Origin of the sequence: Pseudomonas sp. TSRC2-2 (assembly GCF_049897785.1) — a bacterium.
Taxonomy (GTDB): Bacteria; Pseudomonadota; Gammaproteobacteria; order Pseudomonadales; family Pseudomonadaceae; genus Aquipseudomonas.
Map to the genome: position 1 here is coordinate 201,285 of NZ_JAFCWZ010000008.1, position 16,574 is coordinate 217,858.

The following is a 16,574-nucleotide window of genomic DNA, read 5'->3' on the forward strand; positions in this document are numbered from 1 at the left end:
CATGGGTATTGATCTTCCGCTGATCTGGGCCGTGATCATCATCTTCGGCATCATGATGTACGTGGTCATGGACGGCTTCGACCTGGGCATCGGCATTCTCTTCCCGTTCGTGCCGGGCAAGACCGATCGCGACGTGATGATGAACACGGTCGCTCCGGTCTGGGACGGCAACGAAACATGGCTGGTGCTGGGTGGCGCGGCGTTGTTCGGCGCGTTCCCGCTGGCCTATTCGGTGGTGCTGTCGGCGCTGTACCTGCCGCTGATCTTCATGCTGATGGGCCTGATTTTCCGCGGCGTGGCGTTCGAGTTCCGCTTCAAGGCCAAGGATGAAAAACGTCACCTTTGGGACAAGGCGTTCATCGGTGGTTCGATCGCGGCGACGTTCTTTCAGGGCGTGGCACTGGGGGCGTTCATCGACGGTTTGCCAGTGGTCAACCGCCAGTTTGCCGGGGGTTCACTGGACTGGCTGACGCCGTTCACGCTGTTCTGCGGCGCGGCGCTGGTAGTGGCGTATGCCTTGCTCGGCTGCACCTGGCTGATCATGAAAACCGAAGGCAAGTTGCAGGAACAAATGCACAATCTGGCGCGGCCGCTGGCGTTCGTCCTGCTGGCGGTGATCGGTATCGTCAGCCTGTGGACACCGTTGTCGCACCCGGAAATTGCTTCGCGCTGGTTCAGCATGCCGAATCTGTTCTGGTTCATGCCGGTGCCGATTCTCGTGCTGGTGACCTTGTATGGGCTGATTCGCGCGGTGGCACGTAACGCCAACTACACGCCGTTCCTGCTGACGCTGGTGCTGATCTTCCTCGGTTACAGTGGTTTGGGCATCAGCCTGTGGCCGAATATCGTGCCGCCGTCGATCTCGATCTGGGACGCCGCCGCGCCGCCGCAAAGTCAGGGCTTCATGCTGGTCGGCACACTGTTCATCATCCCGTTCATCCTGGGTTACACCTTCTGGAGCTACTACGTGTTCCGCGGCAAGGTCACCCATGAAGATGGTTACCACTAAGCGAAACCCTGTGGGAGCGGGCTTGCCCGCGATGGCGTCGCCAGCGGCGCCATCAATTTTGAAGAGGTTTGAAGACAATGACCGGCAAACATTCCCTGCACGACATCGAAGAAGCCGAAAAAAAACCGCTGTGGCAGCGGCTCGGCTGGTTGGCCCTGATCTGGGTAGGCAGCGTGGGCGTGCTGTTCATCGCCGCCAGCCTGATGCGCATGTTCATGAATGCCGCAGGCTTGACCACCCACTGATACATCCCGCCCCGGCGCCTTCGGGTACGGCGTTGCAACCCTCCTCACGGAGGGTTTTTTATGCCCGGTACTATTTTCGGGCTTTGAGGATGACGAACTTCGGCGTGGCCGCAACTTGCTCGACACCGCGGAACAAGCGCGCCAGTTTGCTGTGATAGCCAAGGTGACGATTGCCGACGATGTACAGCGCACCGCCGACTACCAGCGCCTCGCGCGCCTGCTGGAACATGCGCCAGGCGAGGAAGTCGCCGACCACCTGCTGCTGATGGAAGGGGGGATTACACAGCACCACGTCCAGTGACTGCGGCGCTTGCCCGGCCAGACCGTCGCCAGCGCGCACGATGACTTCGCGATCGCCCAACGCCGCCCGCCAGTTCTCGGCAGCCGATTGCACCGCCATGAACGATTCATCGACCAGCGTGTAATGCGCATCCGGGTTCCGTAGGGCACTGGCAATTGCCAGAACACCGTTGCCGCAGCCCAGGTCGGCGACTCGCGCGTTGCCAAGGTTGTTGGGCAGATGCGGCAGAAAGGCGCGAGTGCCGATGTCCAGGCCCTCGCGGCAGAACACGTTGGCATGGTTGAGCAGTTCGATCGCCGGTTCGTCGAGGCGATAACGAGTCGGGTAGGGCGATGTAGCGGGCGCTTTGGTTTCAGGCGTGGCAATCAGCAGCCGGGCTTTTTTCACCGCCAACGACGCCTGCACCGGGCCGATGTATTGCTCCAGCAGATCGCCGGCAGCACGCGGCAGATGCTTGATCATGGCGGCGGCGATCACTTGCGCGCCCGGAGCGAGTTGTCCTTGCAGGCGGATCAACTGCTCCTCCAGGAGTGCCAAGGTCTTGGGAACCCGGATCAGCACCCGATCAAACGGCCCGACCAGAGGCTCACTGGCCGGTATCGGACGGATCGCGTCGAACGCCTGGCCGTTGCGCAGCAGATTCCTTTCCAGCCCGACGAAACCCAGGAACGAGTCGCCGCTGCTGCTGACTTCGGCCTTGCCCAGCAGACTGATCGCCAGGGCGCCGAAGCTGTCGTTGAGCACCAGCACGCGGGCGCTGCTTGCCAGTTGTTCGCCGGCCAGATGATTGAGCAGGTATTCGTCGGCTGCATCGAAGGCTTGCAGCGGTTCATTCTGCTGTTCGGGCTGGCGGATCAGGTCGAGTTGGGCGAAAGGTGTTTCGAGCAAAGGCATGGGGCGGGGACTCAGGCTATTCGGCAGATATCCCGTTGCCTGCATGTCGTGCGACGGGATCCGACCGAGTGGACTGCGATGCAAGCGGTGTGCGTCATCACTCGGAGAGGCCTGAATGGTACGTTTTTTTGCACGCAAATACTTGAAGGATTACCGCGCGATAGCGTTCAGCTGTCAGGTGAACCCGGCCCGCGCGGCGGCGATCGCCTGAATATCATTACCAATCACGAGTGTTTGGCGAGCCTGTTTTGCGGGACACTGAGGCCGATCGTCTCAAGGAGTGCCTCATGACTGCCAGTGCCGAGAAATACACCACCCAGACCTTGCTTGATGTGCAACCGTTGACCCCGAATCTGTTCACGCTGCGCACCAGCCGCGATCCCGGGTTTCGCTTCCGCGCCGGCCAGTTCGCGCGGCTGGGCGTGACCAAGGCTGACGGCAGCACGGTCTGGCGCGCTTACTCGATGGTGTCGTCGCCGTTCGACGAGTTTCTTGAGTTCTTTTCCATCGTCGTGCCGGGCGGCGAATTCACCAGTGAGCTGAGCCGGCTCCAGGTTGGCGACACTTTGATGGTCGAGCGTCAGGCGTTCGGCTACCTGACGCTGGATCGCTTTGTCGACGGCCGAGATCTGTGGTTACTGTCCACCGGTACCGGAGTGGCGCCGTTTCTGTCGATCCTGCAGGACTTCGAAGTCTGGGAAAAGTTCGAGCGCATCATCCTGGTTTACAGCGTGCGTGAAGCGCGGGAGCTGGCCTATCAGGCGTTGATCGCCGGGTTGGCGCAACGTGACTACCTCAGCGAGCATGCGCACAAGCTGCAATTCATCCCGACCGTGACCCGTGAAGCGCATCCCGGTGCGTTGCAGGGCCGGATTACTACGCTGATCGAAAATGGCGAACTGGAGCGAGCGGCAGGCGTTCAACTTTCGCCAGAGCATTCGCGGGTAATGTTGTGCGGCAACCCGCAGATGATCGACGACACCCGCGCCTTGCTCAAGCAGCGCGACATGCGCCTGAGCCTGACGCGCAAGCCGGGGCAGGTCGCGGTGGAGAATTACTGGTAACGAAAACGGCACCCGCAGGTGCCGTTTTATTGCGAAGCGAATGCTTCAGGGCCGTTCGTTCTGCGCCTTGAGCAGGTCGCGAATCTCGCCCAGCAGTTGCTCTTCCTTGCTCGGGATCGGCGGCGCGGTCGGTGCGACGGCTTCTTCGCGCTTGAGGCGGTTGATGGCTTTGACGCCCATGAAAATCGCGAATGCGACGATCACGAAATCCAGCACCGTCTGCAGAAATTTGCCGTAAGCCAGCACCACGGCGGGCGCGTCACCCTGGGCGGCTTTGAGCGTGACGGCCAGATCACTGAAGTCGACCCCACCGATCAACAGGCCGATCGGCGGCATGATCACGTCGCCGACAAACGACGAAACGATCTTGCCGAACGCCGCGCCGATGATGATACCGACGGCCATATCGACCACATTGCCTTTGACCGCGAAGGCCTTGAACTCGCTAAGCACGCCCATAGTTATTTCCTTGTTACAGATGAGTTTGGTGTGAGCAGTGTAAATCAGCGAAACGCCTATTGCGCGAAACACCTTCTTACAATGCCCGTTTTTATCGACACATCAATTGACGATTAGTTTGCAAAGTGCCAGCAGTCGCGCGCGAAATACGCGTTAAATCGCTGATTGCACAGGCAAATTCTTCAATCGTGGCGTTATGTTCTTTCTATTTATGTTCTGCGGCACAGGCCTCTAGCCTTGGTGTGGCGCACCCGGATGCGCCCAATAAAACCAGAGGAATCTGAGATGACAACCACTCCTGGACTGGGGGCTTTTCCCCATCGCCGCACCCTCGGCGTCCTCACCGCCAGCCTGCTGACCTTCTCGGTCAATGCCGCTCCGCTGACCCGCGATAATGGCGCTGCTGTCGGTGACAATCAGAACTCGCAAACCGCTGGGGCCACCGGCCCGGTGCTTTTGCAGGATGTGCAGCTGATTCAGAAGCTGCAGCGCTTCGACCGTGAACGCATCCCCGAGCGCGTCGTGCATGCGCGCGGTACCGGAGCCCACGGCACCTTCACCGTGACCGACGACCTCAGCGACCTGAGCAAGGCCAAGGTGTTCGCAGCAGGTCAGAGCACGCCAGTATTCGTGCGTTTTTCGGCCGTGGTGCACGGCAACCATTCCCCGGAAACCCTGCGCGACCCGCGCGGCTTCGCCACCAAGTTCTACACCGCTGACGGTAATTGGGATCTGGTCGGCAACAACTTCCCGACCTTCTTCATCCGCGATGCGATCAAATTCCCGGACATGGTGCACGCCTTCAAACCCGACCCACGCACTAACCTCGATGATGATTCGCGCCGGTTCGATTTCTTCTCGCACGTACCCGAGGCCACCCGCACACTGACCGAGTTGTATTCCAACTACGGCACGCCGGCCAGTTATCGAGAGATGGATGGTAATGGCGTGCATGCCTACAAGCTGATCAATGCAAAAAATGAAGTTCACTATGTGAAGTTTCATTGGAAGAGTTTGCAAGGCATCAAGAATCTCACGCCAAAACAAGTCAGCGAAGTTCAGGGTCAGGATTACAGTCACATGACCAACGACTTGGTGAGCAATATCAACAAGGGTAACTTTCCGAAGTGGGACTTGTACGTGCAAGTTCTCAAGCCGCAGGATTTGTCCACGTTCGATTTCGATCCGCTGGATGCAACCAAGATCTGGCCGGGGATTGCCGAGCGCAAAGTGGGACAAATGGTCTTGAACCGTAATCCTGCCAACGTGTTCCAGGAAACCGAACAAGTGGCCATGGCGCCGGCCAACGTCGTTCCGGGTATCGAGCCTTCGGAAGACCGCTTGTTGCAGGGGCGGGTGTTCTCTTATGCCGATACGCAGATGTATCGCCTCGGCGCCAACGCTTTGCAATTGCCGATCAACGCGCCGAAAACCGCAGTGAACAATGGTAATCAGGACGGCGCGATGAACTTCGGCGCCAGCCAGTCCGGCGTCAATTACCAGCCAAGTCGCCTGCAACCGCGTGAAGAGACGCCAGCGGCGCGTTACAGCCAGTCGGCGCTGTCGGGTAGCACCCAGCAGGCGAAGATTCAGCGTGAGCAGAACTTCAAGCAGGCCGGTGATCTGTATCGCTCGTACAGCAAGCAGGAGCGTCGCGACCTGATTGACAGCTTCGGCGGCTCGCTGGCTACCACCGATGACGAGAGCAAACACATCATTCTGTCGTTCCTGTACAAGGCCGACCCTGAGTACGGCAGCGGCGTGACCGAGGTGGCCAAGGGCGATCTCGGCCGCGTGAAAGCACTGGCGGCGAAACTGACCGACTGATAGCGATGCGGCGCACGCGAGGGCCCCTCCGGCCTCGCGTGCGTTCAGGAGAGAGTTCGATGCGTATTTGTCTTTTATGGTTGACCGCGTGTCTGTCGTTCGCAGCGTCGGCGGCGCCGGTCGAGCAAAGCCCCGAGTCGCTCAAGGCGCAGTTGCAGGATTACTACTTCGATGCCGCCCGGCGCGGCGATGTGCCGATGCTCGAGACGTTTATCGAGTCCGGTTATTCCCTCGATACCCGTGACAACAAGGGTTACACCGCGCTTATTCTGGCGGCATATCACGGTCAGGCGCCGGCGGTTGAACGCCTGCTCGCCGCCGGAGCCGATGCCTGTGCGCAGGATCAACGCGGCAACACGGCGCTGATGGGCGCGATTTTCAAAGGCGAGTTGCAGATCGCCCGGCGCCTGATGGCCACCGATTGCAGCCCCGACCAACGTAACGGCGCCGGCCAGACAGCGGCGATGTACGCCGGGCTGTTCAAACGTCTGGAATTGCTCGATGCATTAAAAGCCAAGGGCGCCGACCTCAATGCCGAGGATCCGCTGGGCAACAGTGCCGCGCGTCTGGCCAGCGGCGAAATCCGCACCGCTGCGCCGCACTGATCGGCGATGGCTGCGTTATCATCGCGTCTTTTGTTCCGGGGGTTCTGATGGCCAAGGCCAAGCGCATGTACGGCTGCACCGAGTGCGGCGCAACCTTTCCCAAGTGGGCCGGGCAGTGCGGTGAATGCGGTGCCTGGAACACCCTGACCGAAACCATGATCGAAAGCGGCGGTGCCACGGCACCCACCGGGCGCACCGGCTGGGCGGGGCAACAGCAACAGATCAAGACCCTGGCCGAAGTCAGCATCGAAGAAATTCCACGTTTTTCCACCGCTTCCGGTGAACTCGATCGCGTGCTCGGCGGCGGTCTGGTGGACGGTTCGGTGGTGCTGATCGGCGGTGATCCGGGTATCGGCAAGTCGACCATTTTGCTGCAGACCCTGTGCAATCTGGCCAAGAGCATGCCGGCGCTTTACGTCACCGGTGAGGAATCCCAGCAGCAAGTGGCGATGCGTGCACGCCGTCTCGGCCTGCCGCAGGATCAACTGCGGGTGATGACCGAAACCTGCATCGAAACCATCATCGCCACCGCCCGCCAGGAAAAGCCCAAGGTGATGGTGATCGACTCGATCCAGACCATTTTCACCGAACAATTGCAATCGGCGCCGGGCGGCGTGTCCCAGGTGCGTGAAAGCGCGGCGCTGCTGGTGCGGTACGCCAAGCAGAGCGGGACAGCGATCTTCCTCGTCGGCCACGTCACCAAAGAGGGCGCTTTGGCCGGTCCTCGTGTCCTGGAACACATGGTCGACACCGTGCTGTATTTCGAAGGTGAATCCGATGGTCGTCTGCGTCTGCTGCGTGCGGTGAAAAACCGTTTCGGCGCGGTCAACGAGTTGGGCGTGTTCGGCATGACCGACAAGGGGCTGAAAGAGGTCTCCAATCCATCGGCGATTTTCCTCACGCGCGCTCAGGAAGAAGTCCCGGGCAGTGTGGTCATGGCAACGTGGGAAGGCACTCGACCGATGCTGGTCGAAGTGCAGGCGCTGGTCGATGACAGTCATCTGGCCAATCCGCGCCGAGTGACGCTGGGCCTGGATCAGAACCGTCTGGCGATGCTGCTTGCAGTGCTGCATCGCCATGGCGGGATTCCGACCCACGATCAGGACGTTTTCCTCAACGTGGTGGGTGGCGTGAAGGTGCTGGAGACGGCGTCGGATCTGTCGCTGATGGCGGCAGTCATGTCGAGCTTGCGCAACCGGCCGTTGCCGCATGATCTGCTGGTGTTCGGCGAAGTTGGCCTTTCCGGCGAAGTACGCCCGGTGCCGAGCGGCCAGGAGCGCTTGAAGGAAGCGGCCAAGCACGGCTTCAAACGCGCAATCGTGCCCAAGGGCAACGCACCGAAAGAGTCGCCGGCGGGGCTGCAGATCATTGCCGTGACCCGCCTCGAACAAGCGCTCGACGCACTTTTCGAATAACCACAATCCCCCTGTGTAGAGCTGCCGAAGGCTGCGATCTTTTGATCTTGCTTTTAAAAGACCAGGATCAAAAGATCGCAGCCTTCGGCAGCTCCTACAGGGGGCCAGGTCAGATCTCGATCAGTGCACCCAGTTCGCGTTCCAGCTCGGCTTCATCCGCCAGATTCAGCTCGATCAACCGCCGCAGGCGCTGGATCGATTCCAGGCTGATGTGGCGACAGATGAACCCCAAGTGCCCGTTCTCCTCATGCGCCAGATGCACATCCATCTGGATGTCGACGTCTTCGCTCAGATGAATGTCGACGAAGAAGTCCTGCTCTTTATCCCCCAGCCACGGCTCCGGTCGCTCGATCAGCAAGCCCTTGAGCGACAGGTCGATCAGTTTGACCGGCCAGATGTACTCGCCCTGTTTCAGCTCGGTTCGGGCATCGAACGCAATACGTTTGAAACGACGTCGATTGGCAGGGTGCTCACTCATGGCGCAATCCTCATGAAGGTTCGCTGACTATAGACCGCGAATGCGGACGCCAGCCAATCGCTCAAGCGTCTAGACCTATGTCGGGGTATGGCCTTTGGCGCCGTAAGCGCTAAACTCGGGGTGGCTGTCTTTCTTGTCCACCCTGGCTGGAATAATAAAATGAAAAATAATAATAGCCTGCTGCGCCACTTACCCTGGCTCGTGCTGGCAATCGTAGGAGCGTGCGCCCTGGGCGTAGTGGCATTGCGCCGCGGCGAGGCGATCAACGCCTTGTGGATTGTGGTCGCTGCCGTGGCCATTTATCTGGTTGCGTACCGTTACTACAGTCTGTTCATCGCCAACAATGTGATGCAACTGGATCCGCGTCGGGCCACCCCCGCCGTGCTCAACAACGATGGTCTGGACTATGTGCCGACCAACAAACACATTCTTTTCGGTCACCACTTCGCGGCCATCGCTGGCGCGGGGCCGCTGGTCGGTCCGGTGCTGGCGGCGCAGATGGGGTATCTGCCCGGCACACTCTGGCTGATTGCCGGTGTGGTGCTGGCGGGCGCGGTGCAGGACTTCATGGTCCTGTTCATGTCGACCCGACGCAACGGCCGTTCCCTGGGCGATATGGTGCGTGAAGAGATGGGCCGGATTCCCGGGACCATCGCACTGTTCGGCTGCTTCCTGATCATGATCATCATCCTCGCGGTGCTGGCGCTGATCGTGGTCAAGGCCTTGGCCGAGAGCCCGTGGGGCATCTTCACCGTGATGGCGACCATCCCGATCGCGATGTTCATGGGCATCTACATGCGCTACATCCGCCCGGGCCGCATCGGCGAGATCTCCGTGGTCGGTGTGTTGCTGCTGCTCGGTTCGATCTGGCTGGGCGGGCAGATTGCTGCCGATCCGGTATGGGCCAAAGCCTTCACCTTCACCGGTGTGCAGATTACCTGGATGCTGGTCGGTTACGGTTTTGTGGCTGCATCGCTGCCGGTCTGGCTGATTCTGGCGCCGCGTGACTACCTGTCGACCTTCCTCAAGATCGGCACCATCGTCGCGCTGGCGATCGGCATTCTGGTGACCATGCCCGAGCTGAAAATGCCGGCGCTGACCCAGTTCGTCGACGGCACCGGGCCGGTGTGGAAGGGCGGTCTGTTCCCGTTCCTGTTCATCACCATTGCCTGCGGCGCGGTATCGGGTTTCCACGCACTGATTTCTTCGGGCACCACGCCGAAGCTTTTGGATAACGAAACCAACGCCCGTTACATCGGTTACGGCGGCATGCTGATGGAATCGTTCGTGGCGATCATGGCCATGGTTGCCGCTTCGGTGATCGAGCCGGGCGTGTACTTCGCCATGAACAGCCCGGCCGCCGTGGTGGGCAGTGATGCCGCGTCAGTAGCGCAAATGGTCACCAGTTGGGGCTTCGCAATCACGCCGGAGGCGCTGCAAGCGGTTGCCCATGACATCGGCGAAACCACAATCCTGGCTCGCGCCGGTGGTGCGCCGACCCTGGCGGTGGGTATTGCGCAGATCCTGCACAGTGTCCTGCCGGGTGAAAACACCATGGCGTTCTGGTACCACTTCGCGATCCTGTTCGAAGCGCTGTTCATTCTGACGGCTGTCGACGCCGGTACCCGTGCCGGGCGTTTCATGCTGCAGGACCTGCTCGGTTCCTTCGTTCCGGCGCTGAAGCGTACCGAATCGTGGACTGCCAACCTGATTGCCACCGCCGGGTGTGTGGCGATGTGGGGCTGGTTGCTGTACCAGGGCGTGATCGATCCACTGGGCGGCATCAACACCCTGTGGCCATTGTTCGGCATCTCCAACCAGATGCTCGCCGGTATCGCGCTGATGCTCGGCACCGTGGTTCTGATCAAGATGAAGCGCCAGCGCTACATCTGGGTCACCCTGTTGCCGGCTACATGGCTGTTGATCTGCACCACCACGGCTGGCTTCATCAAGCTGTTCGACGCCAACCCGGCGATCGGCTTCCTGTCCCTGGCCAAGAAGTACAGCGATGCGCTGGCCAATGGTCAGGTGCTGGCACCGGCGAAAAGCGTCGAGCAGATGCAGCACGTGATCTTCAACGCCTACACCAACGCCACACTCACCGCGCTGTTCCTGTTCGTGGTGTTCAGCATCCTGTTCTATGCGCTCAAGGTCGGCATCGCCGCCTGGGGCAAAAAAGAGCGTACGGACAAAGAATCGCCGTTCCAGGCCCTGCCGGATGCGTAACCAGAGGATTGCAGCATGTTCAATGACCTGAGTCGCCTCGGTAAATACCTCGGTCAGGCCGCGCGCCTGATGGTCGGCATGCCCGACTACGACACCTACGTCGAGCATATGCAAACCAAACACCCGGACAAACCGGTGATGAGCTACGAGATGTTCTTTCGCGAACGTCAGGAGGCCCGTTACGGTGGCAAGGGTGGGCCGAAGTGCTGTTGAGCTGACAGCCTGCGGTTGAGGTAATCCCCTGTGGGAGCGGGCTTGCTCGCGAAAGCGGTGTGTCATCGGGCAATGATGTCGGCTGACACGACCCCTTCGCGAGCAAGCTCGCTCCCACATTTGTTTTTGTCTTGTTTATTTATTTTTGAAGGAGAAAGCGTTTGTCCTCTCCCATTCCGGTAACGGTACTCAGCGGTTTCCTCGGCGCTGGCAAAACCACTTTGCTGCGCCACTTATTGAAAGCCGAGCACGGCCTGAAGATCGCCGTGATCGAAAACGAATTCAGCGACGCCGGCATCGACACCCAACTGTTGGGTGACGAGCCGGTGCAAGTCATGACCCTGGCCAACGGCTGCGTCTGCTGCACGATTCACACCGACCTGACCAAGGCCCTGTACCTGCTGCTCGAACGCCTGGACAGCGGCGAGATCGCGTTTGATCGTCTGGTTATCGAGTGCACAGGGCTTGCCGATCCGGCGCCGGTGGCGCAGACCTTTTTTATCGACGAAGAACTGCGCGAGCGTTACCTGCTCGACGGCATCATCACCCTGGTCGATGCCGCTCACGCCGATGTGCACCTGACCCAGACCATCGCTCAGGCCCAGATCGGTTTCGCCGATCGCCTGCTGGTGAGCAAGACCGATCTGGTTGACGGGGCAACCTTCACCGCGCTCAGCGAGCGACTGACACGAATCAACCGCCGCGCGCCGATCCGCGTGGTCGAGCATGGCAACATCGATCTGGGCGAACTGCTGGATGTGCGCGGCTTCAATCTCAATGCCGATCTGGGCGGCGGATTGAGCCTGCGGCCGGTGAGCAAGGCGCCGTCGATTGATCGCATCTCCAGCCTTGTTCTGCGCACCGATCAGGCGCTGGATATCGATCAGCTCAGCGAGTTCATGAACGAACTGCTGGAAGAACACGGCAAGCAATTGCTGCGTTACAAAGGCGTGCTGAATATTGCTGGAGAGGATCGGCGGTTGGTGTTTCAGGGCGTGTTGAAGCTTTATGGTTTTGACTGGGACACCGAGTGGGCCGAGGGCGAGGCGCGGGAAAGCGTGATCGTGTTCATCGCCGATGACTTGCCGGAAGAGAAGATTCGGGCGGGGTTTGCCACAGTGGTGGCGCTCTGATGGGGCTTTGTTGTCATTGATGGCCTCTTCGCGAGCAAGCCCGCTCCCACAGTTGACTGCATTTCTCTGGAAGGAATACGGTCTCCTGTGGGAGCGGGCTTGCTCGCGAAGGCAATCTAACCGACAGCATAAGACTCAAGGTCTGAACCCAGCAGCGTTTGCTCAAGATGATCCAGATGCTGACTCATCAGCATCCCGGCCTTTGAAGCATCTCGTCGCTCCAAGGCCTCTACCAGCGCCGAATGTTCCTGCCATGCGCAACAGCTGTGCGTCTGCGACGTGCTTCGCGCAATCGCCAACGATGTCAACGGCACCAGACTCCCGAGAAAATGCGCCAGCGGCACATTCCCCGCCATCCGCGCCATCAGCAAATGAAACTCCCCGGACAAACGAATCGCCGTTGCGCGCCGATCCTGCTCTACGGCGCGCTTCTCGCGTTCAATCAAGGTGCGCAAGCGTGTCAATTGTTCTATCTGCGGACGCTGACACGCCAGTCGCACCAATGTGCTTTCGGCTAGCCGACGCGCATGCAAGGTCTGCCTGATCAGTTCACGATCTGGCGCCGCCACGCGCGGTCGATGATTGGCGCGCAATACCACGATCTGTTCATGGGACAACTGGGTCAGCACCCGCCGCACATCGGCGCGGCTGGCGCTGAACATCGCCTTCAGACTGTCCTCGGTGAACCGGCTGGCTTCATCGATACGCTGTTCGAGTATTGCGTCGAACACTCGCGGGTACAGATCCTCCACCGGCGCCCGCTGGTGAAGGAAGGGCAGGGCGGTCGAATGTGCATGCGATGCGCAAGCAAAAGTGTTCATGGCCGTTCTCCTGGCAGATCAGGTGGACAGGTTGTCATCCGGGATATTCAGCTCGATGCCCATGCGCTGGCCTTCGCGCAGAATGTGCCGGCGCATTTCGGCGCTGGCCTGGGCGCTGTTCTTGCTGCGGATCGCGCGGACCACCGCTTCGTTTTCTTCCAGGCGTTCGGCCAGATGCTCGGGAGAGTTGCGCAACACTTCGGCACTTTGCTTGAGGGCATTGCTGGTCTGCTGAACCACGCTCTGGAAAATCGGGTTCGAAGTCAGGGTGAACAGCTCTTCGTGGAAGGCAATGTAGGCACTGACTCCGGCTTCGCTGTCACCGGCCTCGAGGGCTTCGCGCATGTCCATCAGGGTCAGGCGCAACTGGCCGACTTCCTTGCTGCTGATCGATTGCGCGACCAGTCCGACAATGAACGGCTCGAGGGTGTAGCGCAGCTGCAGCACATCTTCGAGACTGGCGCCGGCTACCGCGCTGTCGTGGCTCTGGCTGTCGCTCAGTTGTGCGTCGAGCACGACTACGCCTTTGCCCGGCATCGAGCGCACCAGGCCGAGGGTTTCCAGCACGGTCACCGCTTCGCGCAGGCTTGGTCGGCTGATGCCCAATTGCTCGGCCAGTTCGCGCTGGCCCGGCAGCATGTCGCCGGAGCGCCACTGCCCTCGGGCCAACGCGGCGCGGAGCTTTTCCACCACTGAGTTGACGACGGTTGAAGTTGTTATCACGTATTGGCTCCCTGCGCCGTGCCTGCCAGGCAGCAGGCACGGCACTCATTCAAAATTCTTTGGCCGCCGCCTGGGCGACAGTTTTTCGCGGTTGAAAGTTATAGCCCTGTTCGCCGTTGAGCACCTTGTTCGCGCGCTGCACGTCAATGTCCTTTTCCCAGCGGGCGATGGCCACAGTGGCGACGCAGTTGCCGATCAGATTGGTCAGCGCCCGGCCGATGCCCATGAACCAGTCCACGGCCAACACCAGCACCAGACCGACTACGGGAATCGCTGGGATCGCCGTCAGTGTTGCGGCGAGAATCACCAGCGCCGAGCCGGGAATGCCGTGGGCACCTTTGGAGGTGATCAGCGACACCAGCAGGATGGTCAGCAAGTCGGTCATCGCCAGTGGTGTGCCGGTGGCGTTGGCGATAAACACGATGGCCAGAGTCAGATAGATCGAGAAACCGTCAAGGTTGAACGAATACCCGGTCGGGATCACCAGACCGACAGTGGAGCTGCCGATGCCGAGGTGTTCGAGCTTGCGCATGATCTGCGGCAGTACGGCGTCGGAAGAAGCGGTACCCATGACGATCAGCAGTTCTTCACGCAGGTACTTGAGCAGCGGCCACATGCGCAGGCCGGAAGCACGCATCACCAGACCGAGAATCAGTGCGACAAACGCGACGCACGTCAGATAGAACAGACCGACCAGACTGCCCAGATGCTGCAGCGAATCCAGGCCATATTTGCTGGTAGTGAAGGCGATCGCGCCGAACACGCCGATCGGCGCCAGACGCACGATCATGCCCATGATTCGGAAGATCACGTGGCTCAGTTCGTTGATCAGCCGCGAGATACCGGACGCCGCTTCGCCGACCAGATTCAGCGCGCTGCCAAACAATACCGAGAACAGCAGCACTTGCAGAATATTGTTGTCAGCGAAGGCACCGATCACCGAGGTCGGAATCAGGTCCATCAGGAACTGCGTGGTGGTGTGCATGTGTTGGCTGCGTTCGGCGAGGTCGCCCATGTCGGCGCTGGAAAGCTGTTCCAGATGGATATTCGCGCCGCTGCCGATGCCGGTACTGAAGGCGAACACCAGACCGATCACCAGGGCGATGGTGGTCAGCACTTCAAAGTAGATCACCGACTTGAGGCCGATGCGCCCGACCTTCTTCAGGTCGCCCGCGCCGCTGATGCCGCTGACCACCACGCAGAACACGATCAGGCCGATAAGCATCTTGATCAGCTTTATGAAACCGTCGCCGAGCGGTTTGAGCTGGGCCGAGTATTCAGGGAGGGTCAGCCCACAGACGATGCCGAGCATCAGTCCGAGAACCACTTGGAGGAAGATTGAACGCGAGCACCATCTGAGCATGGGAGGAATCCTGGGTCGGTGTCCTGGCTGCCGCACGCTTGGCGCATCGGATTCAGGACTTAATTATTGTGGTCTTACCGGTATGTCCAGTGCAGGCGCAGTCTAGGCTTGGGTTTTTCCTGATTACAAGGGGGAAACATGAAATTGGCATGACCGGTCTGACCAGCGGCCAAAGCCGCGTAGGAGCTGCCGAAGGCTGCGATCTTTTGATCTTGTTTTTTAAGATCCAGATCAGAGGATCGCAGCCTGCGGCAGCTCCTACAGGGGGAAATCGCGGGCGAAAAAAAACCGGCCAATCACTTGGCCGGTTTTTCCTGCTGCAGATTTAACGTCGCACTTAAGCGCCGTATACCGGCAGTTTCTTGCAGATGGCTTTGACTTTCTCACGAACGGCGTCGATCACCGCTTCGTTGTTCAGGTCTGCCAGGATGTCGCAGATCCAGCCGGCCAGCTCTTTGCACTCAGCTTCCTTGAAGCCGCGAGTGGTCACAGCCGGGGTACCGAAACGCAGGCCAGAGGTGACGAACGGCGAGCGTGGATCGTTAGGCACCGAGTTCTTGTTCACGGTGATGAACGCTTTGCCCAGCGCGGCGTCAGCGTCTTTACCGGAGATTTCCTGCTTGATCAGCGACAGCAGGAACAGGTGGTTTTCAGTACCGCCCGAGACCACGTCGAAACCGCGCTCGATGAACACGCTGGCCATGGCCTGGGCGTTTTTCACCACTTGTTGCTGGTAGGCCTTGAACTCAGGCTGCAGCGCTTCCTTGAAGCAGATCGCCTTGGCCGCGATCACGTGCTCCAGCGGGCCACCCTGTGCGCCCGGGAATACGGCGGAGTTAAGCTTCTTCTCGATGTCGGCGTTGGCGCGCGCCAGGATCAGACCGCCACGTGGACCGCGCAGAGTCTTGTGCGTGGTGGTGGTGACGACGTCAGCGAACGGCACCGGGTTCGGGTAGACGCCAGCGGCGACCAGACCCGCCACGTGAGCCATGTCGACGAACAGGTAGGCGCCGACCTTGTCAGCGATTTCGCGGAAGCGCGGGAAGTCGAGGATCTGCGAGTAGGCCGAGAAACCGGCAACGATCATTTTCGGCTTGTGCTCGACTGCCAGGCGCTCGACTTCGTCGTAGTCGATCAGGCCGTTGGCGTCGATGCCGTACTGGATGGCGTTGTACAGCTTGCCCGAGGAGGAAACACTGGCGCCGTGGGTCAGGTGACCACCGTGGGCCAGGCTCATGCCCAGAATGGTGTCGCCAGCCGACAGCAGAGCCAGGTACACAGCGGCGTTGGCTTGGGAACCTGCGTGCGGTTGAACGTTGGCGTAATCGGCGCCGAACAGTTCCTTGGCACGGTCGATGGCCAGTTGCTCGACCACGTCAACGTATTCGCAACCACCGTAGTAGCGCTTGCCCGGATAACCTTCGGCGTACTTGTTGGTCAGGACCGAGCCTTGAGCTTCCATCACCGCTGGGCTGGTGTAGTTTTCCGAAGCGATCAGCTCAATGTGTTCTTCCTGACGCTGAGCTTCTTGCTCCATGGCGGCAAAAAGGTCGGCGTCGTACTTGGCAATAGTCAAATCACGGCTGAACATGGCGGTCCTCAAGGATCGGGGGCAGAAAAGGGGGGCATTCTAACCCAACCGCTTTTGGATGACATATGAAACGACATCATGTCGCAGACAAGTGGCGTTCATGCACAGACAGGTGGCGTTTGTGCCGACTCAACCCGGCTCTTGTGACTGGCATCAATCCTGTAGGAGCTGCCGAAGGCTGCGATCTTTTCGCGCACGCCGCAATCT

Annotated in this window: 17 protein-coding genes; 10 read left to right on the forward strand and 7 right to left on the reverse strand. The window is 60.0% G+C overall.

The window, feature by feature from the left end:
- Position 1 precedes the first annotated feature (1 nt).
- The gene (gene cydB, locus ACP7D9_RS17965; protein WP_101158810.1) at positions 2 to 1,009 is read left to right on the forward strand and encodes a cytochrome d ubiquinol oxidase subunit II; all 1,008 of its coding nucleotides are present in this window, start codon (positions 2 to 4) and stop codon (positions 1,007 to 1,009) included.
- 77 nt (positions 1,010 to 1,086) lie between these two features.
- Complete coding sequence (locus ACP7D9_RS17970) at positions 1,087 to 1,254, forward strand: DUF2474 domain-containing protein (RefSeq protein WP_016773090.1); 168 nt, start codon at positions 1,087 to 1,089, stop codon at positions 1,252 to 1,254.
- A gap of 70 nt (positions 1,255 to 1,324) precedes the next feature.
- Here ACP7D9_RS17970 and ACP7D9_RS17975 read toward each other — a convergent pair whose 3' ends face one another.
- Positions 1,325 to 2,449, reverse strand: a complete 1,125-nt coding sequence (locus ACP7D9_RS17975; protein ID WP_426158903.1) for a methyltransferase — start codon at positions 2,447 to 2,449, stop codon at positions 1,325 to 1,327.
- A gap of 287 nt (positions 2,450 to 2,736) precedes the next feature.
- Between ACP7D9_RS17975 and ACP7D9_RS17980 the strand changes: the two genes are divergently transcribed.
- Complete coding sequence (locus ACP7D9_RS17980) at positions 2,737 to 3,513, forward strand: ferredoxin--NADP reductase (protein WP_313005421.1); 777 nt, start codon at positions 2,737 to 2,739, stop codon at positions 3,511 to 3,513.
- Positions 3,514 to 3,558: 45 nt separating this feature from the next.
- On the opposite strand, the gene mscL is transcribed toward ACP7D9_RS17980, so the two are convergent.
- A complete protein-coding gene (gene mscL, locus ACP7D9_RS17985) occupies positions 3,559 to 3,972 on the reverse strand; it encodes a large-conductance mechanosensitive channel protein MscL (RefSeq protein WP_024014404.1) in 414 nt (137 codons plus the stop codon).
- A 285-nt stretch (positions 3,973 to 4,257) separates the two neighbouring features.
- On the opposite strand from mscL, the gene katB reads away from it, so the two are divergent.
- The 3 genes from katB to radA are packed head-to-tail and all read left to right on the forward strand — an operon-like array spanning position 4,258 to position 7,819.
- Entirely contained in the window at positions 4,258 to 5,799 is a 1,542-nt protein-coding gene (gene katB, locus ACP7D9_RS17990; RefSeq protein WP_101158807.1) for a catalase KatB, read from the forward strand.
- Positions 5,800 to 5,858: 59 nt separating this feature from the next.
- Entirely contained in the window at positions 5,859 to 6,404 is a 546-nt protein-coding gene (locus ACP7D9_RS17995; protein ID WP_313005418.1) for an ankyrin repeat domain-containing protein, read from the forward strand.
- A 47-nt stretch (positions 6,405 to 6,451) separates the two neighbouring features.
- Positions 6,452 to 7,819, forward strand: a complete 1,368-nt coding sequence (gene radA / locus ACP7D9_RS18000) for a DNA repair protein RadA (protein ID WP_426158906.1) — start codon at positions 6,452 to 6,454, stop codon at positions 7,817 to 7,819.
- A gap of 109 nt (positions 7,820 to 7,928) precedes the next feature.
- On the opposite strand, the gene ACP7D9_RS18005 is transcribed toward radA, so the two are convergent.
- Entirely contained in the window at positions 7,929 to 8,297 is a 369-nt protein-coding gene (locus ACP7D9_RS18005) for a PilZ domain-containing protein (RefSeq protein ID WP_313005415.1), read from the reverse strand.
- 159 nt (positions 8,298 to 8,456) lie between these two features.
- Here ACP7D9_RS18005 and ACP7D9_RS18010 point away from each other — a divergent pair, with 159 nt between their 5' ends.
- The 3 genes from ACP7D9_RS18010 (at position 8,457) to yjiA (ending at position 11,869) form a co-directional block, all read left to right on the forward strand.
- Positions 8,457 to 10,523: a carbon starvation CstA family protein gene (locus ACP7D9_RS18010; protein WP_041477781.1), complete on the forward strand. Its 2,067-nt coding sequence runs from the start codon at positions 8,457 to 8,459 to the stop codon at positions 10,521 to 10,523.
- Positions 10,524 to 10,538: 15 nt separating this feature from the next.
- A complete protein-coding gene (locus ACP7D9_RS18015; protein ID WP_003228401.1) occupies positions 10,539 to 10,736 on the forward strand; it encodes a YbdD/YjiX family protein in 198 nt (65 codons plus the stop codon).
- Between the two features lie 161 nt (positions 10,737 to 10,897).
- Positions 10,898 to 11,869: a GTPase gene (gene yjiA, locus ACP7D9_RS18020; protein ID WP_101158804.1), complete on the forward strand. Its 972-nt coding sequence runs from the start codon at positions 10,898 to 10,900 to the stop codon at positions 11,867 to 11,869.
- A gap of 116 nt (positions 11,870 to 11,985) precedes the next feature.
- Here yjiA and ACP7D9_RS18025 read toward each other — a convergent pair whose 3' ends face one another.
- Genes ACP7D9_RS18025 through ACP7D9_RS18035 form a run of 3 tightly spaced genes read right to left on the reverse strand, consistent with a single transcriptional unit; the run spans position 11,986 to position 14,776 of the window.
- Positions 11,986 to 12,690: a GntR family transcriptional regulator gene (locus ACP7D9_RS18025; protein ID WP_426158910.1), complete on the reverse strand. Its 705-nt coding sequence runs from the start codon at positions 12,688 to 12,690 to the stop codon at positions 11,986 to 11,988.
- Between the two features lie 18 nt (positions 12,691 to 12,708).
- A complete protein-coding gene (locus tag ACP7D9_RS18030) occupies positions 12,709 to 13,413 on the reverse strand; it encodes a FadR/GntR family transcriptional regulator (protein ID WP_426158912.1) in 705 nt (234 codons plus the stop codon).
- Positions 13,414 to 13,462: 49 nt separating this feature from the next.
- The gene (locus ACP7D9_RS18035) at positions 13,463 to 14,776 is read right to left on the reverse strand and encodes a C4-dicarboxylate transporter DctA (RefSeq protein ID WP_426158914.1); all 1,314 of its coding nucleotides are present in this window, start codon (positions 14,774 to 14,776) and stop codon (positions 13,463 to 13,465) included.
- Between the two features lie 149 nt (positions 14,777 to 14,925).
- Between ACP7D9_RS18035 and ACP7D9_RS18040 the strand changes: the two genes are divergently transcribed.
- Positions 14,926 to 15,105 (forward strand): hypothetical protein, encoded by a 180-nt coding sequence (locus tag ACP7D9_RS18040; protein WP_426158916.1) that lies wholly within the window; start codon positions 14,926 to 14,928, stop codon positions 15,103 to 15,105.
- An 8-nt stretch (positions 15,106 to 15,113) separates the two neighbouring features.
- Here the strand turns inward: ACP7D9_RS18040 and glyA are convergent, their stop codons facing one another.
- On the reverse strand, positions 15,114 to 16,367 hold the full coding sequence (gene glyA, locus ACP7D9_RS18045) for a serine hydroxymethyltransferase (protein WP_426158918.1): 1,254 nt from the start codon (positions 16,365 to 16,367) through the stop codon (positions 15,114 to 15,116).
- Positions 16,368 to 16,574 lie beyond the last annotated feature (207 nt).

What these genes read in the sequence shown, in the direction of transcription:
- cydB (WP_101158810.1), top strand. Translation starts at nt 2, where the DNA reads ATGGGTATTGATCTTCCGCTGATCTGGGCCGTGATCATCATCTTCGGC.
- ACP7D9_RS17970 (WP_016773090.1), top strand. Translation starts at nt 1,087, where the DNA reads ATGACCGGCAAACATTCCCTGCACGACATCGAAGAAGCCGAAAAAAAA.
- ACP7D9_RS17975 (WP_426158903.1), bottom strand. Translation starts at nt 2,449, where the DNA reads ATGCCTTTGCTCGAAACACCTTTCGCCCAACTCGACCTGATCCGCCAG.
- ACP7D9_RS17980 (WP_313005421.1), top strand. Translation starts at nt 2,737, where the DNA reads ATGACTGCCAGTGCCGAGAAATACACCACCCAGACCTTGCTTGATGTG.
- mscL (WP_024014404.1), bottom strand. Translation starts at nt 3,972, where the DNA reads ATGGGCGTGCTTAGCGAGTTCAAGGCCTTCGCGGTCAAAGGCAATGTG.
- katB (WP_101158807.1), top strand. Translation starts at nt 4,258, where the DNA reads ATGACAACCACTCCTGGACTGGGGGCTTTTCCCCATCGCCGCACCCTC.
- ACP7D9_RS17995 (WP_313005418.1), top strand. Translation starts at nt 5,859, where the DNA reads ATGCGTATTTGTCTTTTATGGTTGACCGCGTGTCTGTCGTTCGCAGCG.
- radA (WP_426158906.1), top strand. Translation starts at nt 6,452, where the DNA reads ATGGCCAAGGCCAAGCGCATGTACGGCTGCACCGAGTGCGGCGCAACC.
- ACP7D9_RS18005 (WP_313005415.1), bottom strand. Translation starts at nt 8,297, where the DNA reads ATGAGTGAGCACCCTGCCAATCGACGTCGTTTCAAACGTATTGCGTTC.
- ACP7D9_RS18010 (WP_041477781.1), top strand. Translation starts at nt 8,457, where the DNA reads ATGAAAAATAATAATAGCCTGCTGCGCCACTTACCCTGGCTCGTGCTG.
- ACP7D9_RS18015 (WP_003228401.1), top strand. Translation starts at nt 10,539, where the DNA reads ATGTTCAATGACCTGAGTCGCCTCGGTAAATACCTCGGTCAGGCCGCG.
- ACP7D9_RS18025 (WP_426158910.1), bottom strand. Translation starts at nt 12,690, where the DNA reads ATGAACACTTTTGCTTGCGCATCGCATGCACATTCGACCGCCCTGCCC.
- ACP7D9_RS18035 (WP_426158914.1), bottom strand. Translation starts at nt 14,776, where the DNA reads ATGCTCAGATGGTGCTCGCGTTCAATCTTCCTCCAAGTGGTTCTCGGA.
- ACP7D9_RS18040 (WP_426158916.1), top strand. Translation starts at nt 14,926, where the DNA reads ATGACCGGTCTGACCAGCGGCCAAAGCCGCGTAGGAGCTGCCGAAGGC.
- glyA (WP_426158918.1), bottom strand. Translation starts at nt 16,367, where the DNA reads ATGTTCAGCCGTGATTTGACTATTGCCAAGTACGACGCCGACCTTTTT.